This window comes from Magnetococcus sp. PR-3 (assembly GCF_036689865.1).
Lineage (GTDB): Bacteria > Pseudomonadota > Magnetococcia > Magnetococcales > Magnetococcaceae > Magnetococcus.
The window spans coordinates 207,649-222,720 of sequence record NZ_JBAHUQ010000003.1; the positions used below are offsets into that span (position 1 = coordinate 207,649).

Below are 15,072 nucleotides of genomic sequence, written 5' to 3' on the forward strand. Positions count from 1 at the left end.
AACAGCAGAAAGGATGCATCTTTTTACACCCTTCTGCTGTTTTTATCACATTTTTTTAGCGACCAATGCTCATGAATGCCGACCAGATGTAAGGGTAACCCCACTGACCTGACTTCATCAGCTCAATTTGTGAGTCCCGTAAAGCCTGATGGGGGGTCATACCTTCACCCAGACGTTTGTATAGTCCGGTCATGAGTGCCTGGGTACCTGCATCACTCACTTCCCAAAGAGAAGCGATCACTTCCTGAGCACCCGCCTCCTGGAACGCACGACGCAGACCATAGACCCCTTCCCCTTCATGGATCTCACCCAACCCTGTTTCACAAGCAGATAAAACCGCCAACTGTGTACCCGTCAGGTTAAGGTCCAACACCTCCAGTGCGGTAAGAATACCATCATTCTTGGTATCAATCTCACCCAGGAAAGGTGCATTGGCGTTCACCCCAGCAAAGGCCAAACCAGAACGCAGCATGGGGTTATCCCCTGGAGGAGGTGTGGTATTGAGCTCCACACTCCGGGCCATGCTCTTCAGCCGCTTACGCAACCCTTCATCTGCCTTAAGGAAGAACCCGTGGGTCGCAATGTGCAAGACATTGGGTGGCACTTCAATATCCTTAACCACCTCTTCTTGAGCTTCATTTTGTAACTTAAGATTGGACTTACCACCCTCTGTCGCGATGGTATTGGTGATCAACTGACCCTCTTTTTCAGCACCGGGCAGAGGATCAAAGCGCAGCCCCCGCATACCCCGTGAGAGTGCACGTAAACCCGCACGCATGGTTGCTGCACGGGTTGCACGGGTGCCCCCCTTCGCCTCCTCTTTACTCACCATAACAGCGGCACGGTTGGCACTACGGCGACCTCTAACCGCAGCCAGCACCTGGGTGCCGGTTACCTCTTCGGTATCATAGTTGGGGCCTGCCAGCGTCAACTGAGGACCTTTAGCAGCGGCCAGCAGTGAGGGCATAAGATCCCGGCTGGAGGTCAGCATGTGCAGATCTGCCTTCTCCAACAGATAGATCTCTTCTTCAGAGTCAACCATGGCGACAAATGGCAGGATATTGAGGATACCGTCAGGCACGACATAAACGGTCTCTTTCTCAGCCAGTAGTTCAGATACCGGCCCCCACACCATGTCGTAGATCTCCATGCTCAGATCCAGCAAGTCATCTTCATCCATATCTTCATCCTGGATGCTGCCACGCAAATTGATGACCTGCTTTTCCAACTCCTTCATGGTGGGCTCGTACTTCACCAGCTCATACTGAACGTTGCCATCCTCCTTGACCATCACACCAGCCAATAGGCGGGAGACATCTTTATGGTCCTTATACGCCACAAAATCCACCATTGCGGCACCCTCTGGAAGAGCTTTTTCCAGATCTTTCAGACTAATGGCGCGCTTGTTTTGCTTAAACTTAAGACTGGCCCGACCCAACTCACCATCCAGCGTACTGATGCGCTCTTCCAACGCATTCATGGTATGTAGATGCTGCTCAGGTGTTTGATCTTCTGCGGGACCCGACAAGGTCTTGGCTGCCAGTTTTTTACGACCGGCTTTCAGCTCATCAGCAATAGATCTTAGAGCAGGATCATCCGACAAACGGGCAATCTGGTGGATCTCTGAGGTGATTTTAAAGAGCATGCCTTTACGCTGCAGCCCCACCTCCATCACACCACGTCCTGCCAACTGCTTGTTAACATGAGGCAGAAGCATCATGAACCTGTTGAGTTCAGGACGGTGAAGACGTACATACCCTTCACGGGCGTTATCACTGGTTACCCACATCATACGGTTGAGAAACTCGGTACGACGCTGAAAGGCGGTATAACGGATCTCGTACGCTTGGGGCAGCTGGAAGTTGGTTTCCAAAATTCTCGCCAGCGCATCCAGGGTTTCAAAGGTATAAGGATGCTGAGGGCCCAAGGTTTTTTCATTGAGCTTAAGGGTCTTTTTCAGCAGCTTCTCAGCTGGGATAGAGCGCCCTGTCTTAAGCATCAGCACACCCATATCCAACATGGAACGCTGGGTATCCACATGGGTTTCACCCAAGGCCTCACGTCGGCCATCCCACGCTTCCTGGAGCAGCTTTTCTGCCTCTTTGTACTTTTTCTGAGCGGTACGGACACGGCCTAGGTTATTGATACTTTTAAGGGTGCGTTGGTGACGTACCCCCAGGCTTTTACGCCAGCTCTCCGTCACCTCTGTCAGCAGTTCCGCTGCATCATCATAGCGCTCGGACTTCATGTAGAGATAGCCAAGGTTATTGATGAAGGCGATGGTATCTGCGTGATCATCCCCCAAAGACTTCCGGTTGGCCGTAATGGCCGTGGCGTAGAGTGGCTCAGCCTTCTCAAAGTTACCCTGGACTTCATAGAGCAACGCCAAACTGTTGGTGGCGGCCAGGGTTGTGGGGTGGGTCTCACCCAAGGTTGCGCGGGATGTATCCAGCGCTTCACGGAACAAGGGCTCAGCCCGGTCATACAGGCCCTGGGTCTCATAGACCAAGCCCAGGTTGTTTAGAATGGCCACGGTCGTGGGATGAGTTTTACCCAACCCTTTCTGTGAAGCAACCAGCGCCTCATCATAGAGCACTTCAGCTTCTGCCAAGCGGCTCTGCAGGCGCATTAAACCAGCCAGTTCGGTACGTGATGCAATGGTATTGGCGTGGGTCTCACCCAAAGTTTTGGCTTCAAACGCCACCACTTCACGCAATAATTTTTCCGCTTCCAGATAGTCCCCCATATCCCGCAAGGTCAGGGCCATGGTGTTTTTGGCCTGGAAGTGGGCAATACGTAAAGAAGCCTTACGCCCTGTCAGCTTGATCATGGGGTTCAGGCGCAACTTAGCCAGTTTGTAGTTACCCATACGGCGCTGGATATCAGCCAGGGCAATACTGGTTTTCAACAACTCTGGATTATCCAGGCCAGAAGCAGCAGCCTGATGTTTAAGGGCCAGTTGATACTGTGCCTCAGCCGCTTTTAGGTCACCCTTTTCAGATAGGGTAAAGGCCATTTGGTTACTACAACGGGCGCTCTGAGGGTGGTGTACACCAAAGTTGGCATCAAAGCGGGTACATAGGGCGCGGAATAGCCCAACAGCTTCATTATACTGACCAGCATTAGAGAGCATGGTCGCCTGACTACGGGCAGGATTAAGCGCCGCCAGATGCCCATCACCCATCTGCTGCTGAGCACGTAGGGTAATGCGTTCATACTGCTTAGCCGCTTCAATAAATGACCCTTTGGCTGCCAGAGCATCGGCCAAAACCGTCTGATAGGAGAGTACCTCTGGATGTCCGGCACCCAGAACTTCCGTACCGATGGTATCCGCCTCTTTATACAGTGTCTGAGCTTTTTCCACTTTACCGGCCAGCAACAGTGTTTGGGCCAGTAATGCTTGGCTACGCAGGGTAATCAGATGTTTTTTGCCAAACTTCTTATTGGCATTCTTTAACAACCCTTGGGCCTGAGCCTTGGCTTGGGCTGTTTTACCCTCACCCAGAGTGGTTTCAATTTTTTTATACTGCTTCAACCAGGAGGTCATAGCCTTCGCCTTAACCCCACGGGGCAGGCGAGAAGCCTTTTTAATCGCTTTTTGTGCGGATTGTGGCAGTGATGAAAGTGCCTGGGTAATCCCCGCGTTGTATCCCCCCATACGTTTGAGGGCAGCAACACGCTTTTTATCTTTCAAGGCTACCAAAACGGCATCCCGGTAGAGTGCAGCGGCCCGTACATGGCGCCCTAACTTGGTATTAAGTTTGGCGGCCTTGGACAAGGTCTGCTCATCATCGGGGTTGGTTTTCAGCTGGGCCATCAACTGGTTGAGGGCTTGTACCTCGGCGGGGCCTTTTTTAACGGCTTTGCTGCTACGCTGCTTGGCCCGTTGCTGGGCTGTCGCCACCAACTGTTGGCGTACCGTGGCATTTTTAGCCAATACCGACTTCACCTCAGCCGGATCCATATCCTTAACCAGCGCGGCCTTACGTTTGCCGGCCAAACGGTGGCGTTGGGCCTCCGCATAGTCATACCACTTCACAGCACGGGACGTACTGGCTGTGGTACCAATTCCTTTTTCATACAGAAAGCCGAGATGGTATTGGGCATCGGCACTGTTCTTCAATGCGGCCTTCTGCAACCATTTAAAGGCCAGGGTATTATCTTCACTAACCCCCATACCTGCATAGTACATGACCCCCAATTTGGCCATGGCTTCAACATGTCCGTTCTCAGCCGCCTTTAAATACCACTGGGCCGCACTCTCGACATGTTCTGTTTTTCGCCCACGGATGTAGATCTCCCCCAGTTTGTACTGGGCTTTTAGATCTCCCCCCTCCGCAGCTTGCAGGTAGGGCTCAACGGGCTCCGGCAGGTCCGGTATAGGATTCTCTTGTGCCCACGCACTGCCCATACCCAACATGAGCACCAAAGCCATGAAAGAATAGCGTAAAAAAACGCCACCGCAGTGTCTGTATGATCTATCCATGGTTCATCAAAACCTTGCTGGTACTATCCGTGTGGGTTAACAAAAGGGCCACACAGATCCTTTGATCCATCCATGACCACGCCATTTACCCTCGTATCTGAAGCAACCCTTACCAACGTGTGGTCACCTAATAGATATCCAGAGTATGCGGGGCACGATCCTAAGGGTAAAAACAGAATCATCCACCTTCTATGTGTCTTCTAAAATCGGTTTGGGTGCAGGTTGTTTCATCTACACCCCCCTCCACGTTATATATTAACATGAATACCGGGGGATGCTCTCGGTGTTTTATGCGGAAAAAAAGTAAAAAAACAGGGCTAAAACCGGCTTTTTTCTTCCAATCGTGCCAAATTCAAATTTAAGAGTACCTAACCGAAATAAAAAATAACTTGTGCGATAAAATGATCGATTAAAAAAATCATCCTTTTCACAGGCCCAAACCATACCATCCCAGATTTCCCAGATAAAAGCGAAAATCTGATGTCATTCAATCCATTTATTCGTATTCATTCGGTACTTGGTGGATCACTCGTTGGGTGAAAGAAATCAGTGTGAGAATGAGAAGGATGTCAGGGCAGGTGTGTCCAAAACTAGGGAATAAGCCTACAATCGGAGCACATTTGAGGCTTATTAAACCCTGACTCGGACTAAAGGGTGCTGCCAGCCCTCACAGATGTAGATTGTGAGGCTGTTGGTGGTCAAATGGGAAGCTCATGGTGAGCGACTTGGAAAATATTGGCTTATCAATGATCACCACAAAATATCATATCATCACCCTTTCATCCGTCATCTTACTGGCTACAGGGTGTTCCGCATCACCCTCTATGAGTCACATCAGCGATTACAGGGGCTCAGCAAGCATAACACAAGGCAATGCCCAAACGGTTAAGTCGAATATTTTTGAGTGTAAAAACGGACGCCGTCGAGTGGCAGGCATGGGTGAAATGACAGATTCAGAAGGGAATATTTGGACCGTTCCTGCAAAAAACAACTTTACCACGGGGCCTAAGGCTGTCGATTTATATGAAGAGTGCGCAAATATCACGCCCCAAAGTCTCGCGAATGTAGATGAAGCCTCAGTACCTGTCGCTATTGTCGATCCAGATGGTGAAGAAATCACGGGTTATATTTTTGCAGATAATTACTTTGAATTGTATATCAATGGCTCCCTGGTTGCCGTAGATACCGTACCGTTTACACCATTTAATTCTAGTATCGTGAAGTTTAAGGTCAAGAAGCCTTATACGATTGCTGTCAAAGTCATTGACTGGGAAGAACACTTAGGTCTAGGAACAGAGAATAACCGTGGAAAGGACTATCATGCTGGTGATGGTGGTTTTATTGCTAGCTTTAGCGATGGGACAGTCACGGGTTCACATTGGCAAGCACAAACATTCTATACATCACCCATTTATGATCTTACTTGCCTAAAGGAGGTTGAAGGACGGCGCCTGTCTGAAACATGTACCACTGAAGGTACGGATCATGGACAAAAGGCTTATGCGGCGCACTGGAAAACCCCAAACAACTGGATGGGGAAAGAGTTTGATCCAACATCTTGGCCTCAAGCAACGCTATATACAGAAGAGGATATTGGTGTAAACAATAAAAAGGCGTATATGAATTTCATTAAAAAATTTAGCGGTTCAGGAGCAAGCTTTATTTGGTCGACAAATGTCGTGCTTGATAATGAAGTACTACTAAGATACGAGGTTAAGTAGGGCCGCCTCTAAGTTTTTTGTGGTCTTACTTAGAATACATAGAGATCAGCTTTACTATCTCAAAATTTGTTTGGGAAATACGCCGTTATATTGTGAAACACCTGGGAAATATGGGGCCATAACCTGGGACCTGACAAAGCCAAGATGAATGACATAGACCCTGAGCAATCAGGGTTTTCATCCCCCCTCTTCAGCACCCAACCTACCCCACGTATGGTATGGATAAAAGACATACTCTGCCCCAATAACCATCGATACCATGACCACATCGACCTATTGCACAGGAAAGCGCACCACAGTCACATCCAACCACCCATGAAAATGGATTGGCCTTGGTGTTGATTTTTCATCGACCTGTTCATGGATTTAAACCATACCTGAAGGGGCGCATTGACCTATATTCAGGAGATGACCCATGCCCCCCTCCTTTCAGGAAAAGTTTGAACAGGCTGCCACCCTCAGTGATCTTACCCAGGATCAGACCCGGCAGGCCTTGCAAACCTATCAACAGTTAGAACCCGTACAACGTGCCAGGCTTAACCCCGTCGCCTTTGCCCGTGAGACAGGGCTGACGGTGGAGCGTAGTATCGACCTGTTTGTCCATGGGGTCCGTTTTGGCCTTTTTGAATTTGGCTGGGACAGCGTTTGCCCCTTGTGTGGTGCCATCACCTGTAACCATGAAAAACTCGACGCACTGCCCGAAGAGCATTTTTACTGCGCCTTCTGTGATCAGGATGCCAGTACTACCCTGGATGAGACCATTGAGGTCACCTTCTCCCCCCACCCAGCCCAGGGGGAAACCCCATTTAATCCCCATCAAAACCTGGATGAACATCTGCGCTACTACACCTCCTCAGGTTTTCAGCTTTGGGACCATATTCAGTCGTATCAAGGGCGCAATACCCACGCGCACCGCCTACTAAAACCAGGGGAGCGCGGTACACTGACCTTTGATGCCACACCCGGTGAGCTCTACCGGTTGGTCTGTTTTGATACCCACAGTTCGGTCACCCTATCGATTACCCAACAGGGGGCGACCTCCCCCCACACACTCTCCATACAACTGGATGATCAAGGCTTTTCCCCTCTCCCCGAACCCGTACCTGCAGGTACGGTAACCTTGACCCTGCTAAACCGCAGTGCGTCCACCAACTGGATCCGGCTGATACAGATCCACCCTGATGAACTGCAGGATTTTATTCAAAACCGTGTCGAACCCGTTTTTGAAGAGCGCCTCACCGCCTCTATGCTATTAAGCAATCAAACCTTTCGTGAGGTGTACGACATTGGCCAGTTGATTCCCGATCTCAAACTAAAAATTCGCCATTTAACCGTTCTGTTCACCGACCTCAAAGGGTCTACCGACCTGTATGAGCGCACCGGTGATCTGGAGGCTTACCGACTGGTCCGTAACCATTTTAGCTACCTAAAACAAGCTGTACACAACCATGGAGGAGCCGTGGTTAAAACCATGGGGGATGCCATTATGGCTACATTTCATGAACCCGCACACAGTGTGGCAGCGGCCTTGGAAATGATGGCGTTGATGCAGCGTTATACCCAGGAGATTCACCCCGAAGAGTTGGGGCTGAAAATTGGTATTCACACAGGCCCAGCTTTAACCGTCAATGCCGGCGGGGTGTTGGATTACTTCGGCCGTACAGTCAACATTGCCGCACGGTTACAGGGCTTAGCCCAATCTGGTGAGATCTGCATTACCCAAGTTATCCATAGCCTGCATGACATACCTGATCAATTTGAAAAAGCAGGCTATCGTGGAGAGACAGAAACCGTCTCTTTAAAAGGCATTACCGGAAGTCGCCCCATCACCCGCTACGGAAAACCTTGATCTGACATTCCACAAAAAAAGGCTATCCAATGCTGGATAGCCTTTTTGGGGGGATCCCTACCGGGTGCTTACCACACCTCATCATCCTCAGCATACGCTTTACGGCGCTCATCAAGCTGTTTGCTGTGGGTGGCGGCAATCAGGGCTTGTACATCATCTTCATCAATCAGGGTAAACTCTACGGCCACGCGGCGAGGGGGGAGAATACCACCATGCTTGTCCATATGGGCACTGGCCCGACGCGAGAGAGATTTGACCATAACTACGGTGCCATAGGCAAAGATCCAACGCCATGGATCGGCATGTAACCCCACCCGTGCGACCACATGGTCCCCACGTTTTAGGGGAATAATCTCGCTGCCATCTCCCCCTTTATCCTTACGCTTGAGCAGGGTCTGACCTGTGGACTTAACCGCCTCTTCAACAAAAGCGATCCCACCACCACTGAGATTAAGATCCTGAGGACTATGACCAAACACATGGTCGTAACCAAAAATATTGATCTTATCAATCACATCCGTCAGACGCTCAAAGAGCTCTGGGATACCATCAGACATACTGGTACCGGTACGTTTGAGGTTACGAACATCATCCCGTACCCGTTTGATCAACTCCCGGCGCTGTTTGCGGCTCTCCACCGTGGCACGACCATGGTCCGAAACCACATCAGCCAAAATGTTTTCAATACGGCTCAGGGTATCCGTCTGTCCAGCGTTGACCATATTATGGTTAACCAACAAGTTTGTGGTTTGAACCAACTGGTCACGCAAAGGTACAAACAGATTAACCTTTTTATTGGCCGAAACCTGGGCACAGAGACTATCTACCCGTTCCCACAGTTTCTCCAGATTGAGCGCAGCTCCTGGGCTTTGTACCTGAATAACCGTCCAACACCGTTTTAACGGTTTAACATCAATGGGCTGGTAGCCTGTTTTAAAAGCCTGGGGCAAAGGCTGCCCAGCGTTAAACTGCTCTTCAGCCTCTGCATACTCTTCTGGTGTAATTTTTCGCCAAACAAATGGGATGACCTCATCAACCCGATCAAAAGCCCGCTCCTTACGAGGGGGCGCTTTGGGGCCATCATCCTTCTTCTCTACCGCCACGGTGGGTAGGGCTTGGCCAAAACGGAACTTCTTTTTCTTTTTCCGCTTGGGCGCCTCATCATCTTCCGTGACCTGAACCATATCATCATCCAGATCCTCAGGCAGGTCCTGCTCTTCCCACGCATTGGCCTGGGCTTCCCATTCGGCATCTTCTTCCCAGGTTTTTTCGGTCTCCTCCAGCAACTGTGTCCGCTGGCGGTTCTGGATATGCCGCGCTAGGGTTTCTGCCTCATGGGGACGCATACTGTCAAATTTACAGAAGTAGCGGTGAGCACCAAACTTATCATGACTACGTCCACCAACAATGACAGAGCGTAGCTGCATAGGGGAGACATCCCCGACCTCAGCCAGGGCGATACGCGACTCAATTTTATCCCCAGATCGAAGACTATCCTCAGGAAATACAAAGGAGTAACCACCTGCACTGATATCCCACAGGGTAACCTGCTGCCACTTCCCCTCCAGTGCGCCCCCCTCTCCCCGTTTGAGAGAAACAGCCCGTTTAGAGGAGAGCAAACGCCGGACATGGGTAAGGATGGAGGTATCATGAAGGCGAAAATGGTTGCGCTGGTTCATGGTGGGTAAGGCTCCCAAAGCGAACGAAATCCAATTTAAAACAATCACTCAAAGGTTAGCACAGGATGTGCCAGAGATCCTATTGCTCTCATCGCCAAGCTACCATGTCAGGCTTTCACCGGATAGGCAACCCATCCACGAGGGTTTAAACTACGCATCCTGGGAAAGCTTTCCCTCTTCATCCACACTCGCTACCCGTCTGTGAGACCCTATGCGCACCTTACTGCTTGTATTGCTCCCTTTTCTTACCCTCTTTTCTGCCCAGGCTATGGAAAAAGTTCGAGCCTACCCCCCAGAACAGGTGGCAGATGGTGTCTATGTCATTCATGGCCCCTTGGGTATTCCTTCCGTCGCCAACCAGGGCTTTATGAATAACCCAGCCTTTATCATCACCGAAACCGGTGTGGTGGTGGTTGACCCCGGTTCCAGTCTTCAGGCTGGGCGCATGGTGTTGGACCAGATCCGCACCATCACCTCTAAACCCATCACCCATGTTTTGAATACCCATGTCCATGGGGATCACTGGTTAGGCAACCACGGTATTGCAGAAGCCTACCCGGAGGTCAAAATTCTGGCCCATCCCGCAATGATTGAAGAAGCCCGTGCCAGCCAAGCTGACCGCTGGCTAACCTATATGGCTAAAGCCACCGAGGGCTTTACCCAAGGTACAGAAGCGATTATTCCCACCCAAGCGATTGAAGATGATGCCACACTCCATATTGGTGGTTTAACACTGGAGATCCTAGCACCAGCCAAAGCACATAGTGGCACCGATATTATGATCTATCTGCCCCAACAGCAGCTGATCATAACTGGTGATAATATGACCTCAAAACGCTTTGGACGTTTGGATGATGGCACCTACATGGGTAACATCGCCGCGTGTGACCGGGCGCTGGAAAAACCACTGGCTGTGGTGATACCAGGTCATGGCCCAACCGGGGGAGCTGAGGTGATCTCCACCTATCGCATGTACCTGGATACACTCTATAACCGCGTGAAAGACCTTTATGAAGAGGGTGAGTTAGATACACCCCATGCCATGAAACCTGTGGTGGTTAAAGCGTTATCCGCTTTTCACAACTGGGCGGATTTTAAAGAGATGGTTGGTCGCCATATCAGTGTGGCTTTTCAACAGGTCGAAGCGGCCGAGTTTGAGTAAAAAATTCGTGTGAAAAACCCGATAGATCTGCATGGAAGAGGTTGAGCCCCCAGGAAAGTGCGCAACAGAAAAAACCCGCAGAGGGAAAGGGGTCCCCCTCTGCGGGCTGGAAACGGTGCGGGCCTTGGGTTTTCACGGGTTTAGGACAACCAACGTGCTTACCCACACCGTGCCCATATCCACCTGTTCCTGGCTACCTACTGACAGGTGTTGGGTCCCACCCCCTTAAGGCAACTGCAATGCCATGTCTGTTTTTCTTTACTTACAAACACTTAGCAAAAACCCCAACCAAAGAATAACGCCATATCCCACACTTAACAGGGGATACCACCCACTTCTACAGGGTCAAACCGGTTAAAAACATTGTTTCAGGAACCCAGGTCAGGGAGAATGGACTTTAAACTAACGGAATTTTGCAAACGGAGTGATGTACAGGCCCATGACCCCCCATGATGCCCAACAAGAGATCCTGACCCGTACCCCGGAGATGGAATCGGTCATGCGCGCTGCAACCCTTGTGGCCCAAACCGATGTGACCGTGCTCATTACCGGTGAAAGCGGTACGGGTAAGGAGCGCATTGGTCACCTTGTTCATGCAGAGAGCCGAAGGAATACTGGCCCATGGGTCCCTGTTAACTGTGCGGCCCTCCAAGACAACTTGGCGGAATCTGAGCTTTTTGGTCATGTCCGGGGTGCCTTTACCGGCGCTACAGAGGCCCACCAAGGGCGGGTACGTGCAGCCTCTGGCGGCACCCTGTTCCTTGATGAGGTTGGGGAGCTCACCTTACCGTTACAAGCCAAACTGTTGCGTCTGTTGGAAAATCGGGAGTGCCAAGTGGTGGGACAGGCGCAACCTGTACAAGTTGATACCCGTATTGTCGCCGCAACCAATGTGGATTTGGCCCAGCGGGTTAAAGATGGTCGCTTTCGTGAAGATCTTTTCTACCGTCTCAATATTGCCCCTTTAACCCTTCCCCCCCTAAGAAACCGTCCTCGGGATATTCCCTTGTTGATGGACCATTTTTTGGTGGAAGCTGCGGCCCGTTTTGAGCGGACCCCGCCCCGTTTTACCCCCAAGGCCATGCAGCAGATTCAGCACCACCGTTGGCCAGGAAACATACGGGAGCTGCTCAACTTCTGCACCCGTATGGTGATCTACCATGGTGGGGAAGAGGTCGATCTCGCTGAGCTCCCCCCTGAACTTAAAGATGGAGAAGAGATTCCAGCCAAGGGGGCTCCCTTTGATCTTCCCACCCAAGGGGTGGATCTGGCTGCGGTTGAACGCGGCTTGATTAAACAAGCCCTTGAACGTTCAACAGGCAATAAATCCAAGGCTGCACGGCTACTTGGTTTAACCCGTGATACCCTGCTCTACCGGCTAAAAAAACACACATTGGATTAATTCCCCCCCAGTATCTCCCTTGAGGTTCTGCCTTTTCCCAAAGTGGCCATCATGCGTCCAGCCTGATCAAATACAACGACAGCCCCTGGCTGCCCTGGAGAGACGTTCCAGAAGGTCACCCGCCTTGTATAGGCACCACGTTATGATGGACTATCCTCTAAGTACGCGTCTGCCCCCTTTTTTGTTTCATTCTGCGGTTCGGTGTTTTGCTCTCCCCCCTGGGGCATACTTTTGAGATAGAGATCCCGTTGAGGCAACGGCATGATGATATTGGCATTGGAGAGCCGCTCAGCAATGCGTAGGCGGATCTGGGTATAGGTATTATAGGGGCGTAGATAGCGCTCCATACGCACATTATCCACATAGAATTTCATGGTCATCTCAATCCCGTTTTCCCCAAAGCCTTCAACGGGGGCTAGGGGATATTTCCAGGCGGGGTGTGGATCCTTAAACCCTTCACGCATCCAGGTTGCCAACTCCCGAAGACGGGTATCGATGGTACTTGAACGGGCTTTTTTCAAGGCATCATGGATATGTTTGGTTTTATTCATCAGGGTAAAGACCTTATCCCCCCACACCTGGAAAATGGCGGTTAGATCCCGTTTTTCATCATCATCCAATAACCGCCCACAGTAGGCTTCATTAAGGGGGTGGTTGAGCACATGTTCACTGGCGCGCTGACTAATAAACAGGTCCTCCTCCCGGTTACGGCACAGTAGAATGTTAAACCCATGCTCGTTTGGGCTCTGGGTAAAGCAGTTATGGAACTCTTCTTTCTGTGCCTCACGGATAAAAGGTCTGGCCAACCTCTCTTCTTTAACCATATGCTCAGCCAGATCCTGCAACAGCTCCCCATAGGCCTCCCCTAACTGGGAGTAACGTTCCAAAATGGTCTCAACGGCATCACTGGCGGTTTCATACTCCTCCTTGTTTTCAATGGTCTCTGGAGGTATTGCCACAATCTTGGAGAGGCGGTGCGCGACGGCAAAGGCATAATGCACCGCTTGGTAGGTTTTACTCATATCCTTAAACTCAAAAAACCAATGCATCCGCTTTTTCGTTAACTTGGCCCCCCGTGAATATGTACAGGTGCGGGTAAAACCACGCATGGGATTTTCCACACTCCCCTCTGTCTGTTCCTGACCATGCCCTTTACCAATAATTTTCTCTCGCCGTTTATCGGTTAGAGAAACGGGGTAAAATTTGACACTGAAAATCTCATCATTGCCCCAATTTTCAGAATCACCCATTACCCCTGAGAACAGGTCAGAGATCGTCAACGAGAGTTCATCAAGCAACAAAGCCAACCACTCTAGCTTTTCACGAATATGTTTGGATCGTTTCTGCTCCGTCTCTTTGCTGGTCGCACCTTGATTTTTATTCAACAAAAACTGAATGGTCTCATCAGAACACTTCCCTGGTACCTCTTCACCATCCCACGCTTTTAGATCCAGAGAACAGATCATAGCATCCACAACCTTGGGGTCTGGCTTCCAACCAGTTTGCTCGGGCTGGTTATGGATAAACTTTGGAATATTGGCCCCTTTGGCTTGGCAGTTACGGAACAGAATTTGCCATTGGGTGGTCATATTGGCGATATGCAGCGTCTCTGCCTGCAACTCCTCAGCAATCTGATCCATCCACTTTTTCTCTTCTGCATCAAAACCATCCTGCTCAGCCTGATCCACAAACTCACTCCAGTTCTCTACCTTACGAATAAAGCTCTGGATCTCATGATTGAGCAAACTCTCCTGACGAAGCCGCGCCAACTCAATAAAGTGCCAAGTACACTCTTCAAAAACCTGCCGTATATATAGGCGGAAAACTTTGTTGTGTATGGCTTTTTGCTTTTTCTTCAGGTCACCAATAACATGCGGGTGGCCATGAGCAATATCTGTCAAAACAGACCGAACCACCCGTAAATTGGAGTCATAACGAACCCGCAGATCAATGACCGAGCGCAGATCATCGGTGGGCCTTGTAATATCAACCAAAACCTCTTCGGTCATTGATCGATTGGGGAGATAGACCGTCTCATGGCTGGCAATATCTTTGGCGACCGTAATCCGTAACCCACGTTTGATTACCTGATAGATCTGCTTGCCCTGCCCGACCTTAATCAAGTCGTTTTGACTAAAGGGTGTATCCAAAGCCAGGGATAAGCCCGCAAAGATATTGGTTAAGACAGACTGTAAGGCAAAGGCAACGGCAACCGACATACCACCAAAGGTCACGAGGTAACCCGCCAAATCCATACCCGATAGCAGAAACAACACACCGATGATGATGATGATTAACAAAGGCTTGGCCAGATACATCAAGACCAAAGAGATATTACGTTCTCGATGCCGCCCATAGCTGTTGTAGCTACGCTCAGTAAACTCTACAAAGAACAGATCAATCACTGGACTAAACGCCTGCCAAGCCAACCAGCCAATGAGAATTCTCAAAGGCCAAAGCAGTACCTGGATCAAGCTCACCACAAAGGGGTGTACCTGCTCAAACTGCACCACATCAAGACCAAGAAAATGTAGAGAACAGGCGATCAAAAAGTAGAGAACGGGGTACTGAGTAATGTGGGGAATTTCTGCAAAACGCTGCCACTTGGGACCACGACGAAGGCACCACCACCAACCAAACCATGTCATAGGCCACCACAGTAGAGTCAACAGTACGATGGCAAGAGAGCCTCTTCCGATCTCCGTTATCTCAAACATGACATCTTCCCTTTACGCAGGTTTTTTCCTTGGTCGTTTCCAACCCTCACAAACAC

At 50.2% G+C, this 15,072-nt stretch carries 7 protein-coding genes; 4 read left to right on the forward strand and 3 right to left on the reverse strand.

The window, feature by feature from the left end:
- Positions 1-55: 55 nt before the first annotated feature.
- Entirely contained in the window at positions 56-4,435 is a 4,380-nt protein-coding gene (locus V5T57_RS03865) for a tetratricopeptide repeat protein (protein WP_332889845.1), read from the reverse strand.
- 797 nt (positions 4,436-5,232) lie between these two features.
- On the opposite strand from V5T57_RS03865, the gene V5T57_RS03870 reads away from it, so the two are divergent.
- Together V5T57_RS03870 and V5T57_RS03875 are read left to right on the forward strand one after the other, a co-directional pair.
- Complete coding sequence (locus tag V5T57_RS03870; RefSeq protein ID WP_442918164.1) at positions 5,233-6,207, forward strand: hypothetical protein; 975 nt, start codon at positions 5,233-5,235, stop codon at positions 6,205-6,207.
- Between the two features lie 415 nt (positions 6,208-6,622).
- Complete coding sequence (locus V5T57_RS03875) at positions 6,623-8,056, forward strand: adenylate/guanylate cyclase domain-containing protein (RefSeq protein WP_332889847.1); 1,434 nt, start codon at positions 6,623-6,625, stop codon at positions 8,054-8,056.
- A gap of 68 nt (positions 8,057-8,124) precedes the next feature.
- On the opposite strand, the gene V5T57_RS03880 is transcribed toward V5T57_RS03875, so the two are convergent.
- A complete protein-coding gene (locus V5T57_RS03880) occupies positions 8,125-9,735 on the reverse strand; it encodes a PilZ domain-containing protein (protein WP_332889848.1) in 1,611 nt (536 codons plus the stop codon).
- Positions 9,736-9,946: 211 nt separating this feature from the next.
- Here V5T57_RS03880 and V5T57_RS03885 point away from each other — a divergent pair, with 211 nt between their 5' ends.
- Together V5T57_RS03885 and V5T57_RS03890 are read left to right on the forward strand one after the other, a co-directional pair.
- On the forward strand, positions 9,947-10,897 hold the full coding sequence (locus V5T57_RS03885; RefSeq protein ID WP_332889849.1) for an MBL fold metallo-hydrolase: 951 nt from the start codon (positions 9,947-9,949) through the stop codon (positions 10,895-10,897).
- Between the two features lie 439 nt (positions 10,898-11,336).
- Positions 11,337-12,299: a sigma-54 interaction domain-containing protein gene (locus tag V5T57_RS03890; RefSeq protein WP_332889850.1), complete on the forward strand. Its 963-nt coding sequence runs from the start codon at positions 11,337-11,339 to the stop codon at positions 12,297-12,299.
- Positions 12,300-12,439: 140 nt separating this feature from the next.
- On the opposite strand, the gene V5T57_RS03895 is transcribed toward V5T57_RS03890, so the two are convergent.
- Positions 12,440-15,016, reverse strand: coding sequence for a mechanosensitive ion channel domain-containing protein (locus tag V5T57_RS03895; RefSeq protein ID WP_332889851.1), 2,577 nt, complete (start codon positions 15,014-15,016; stop codon positions 12,440-12,442).
- Positions 15,017-15,072: the final 56 nt, after the last annotated feature.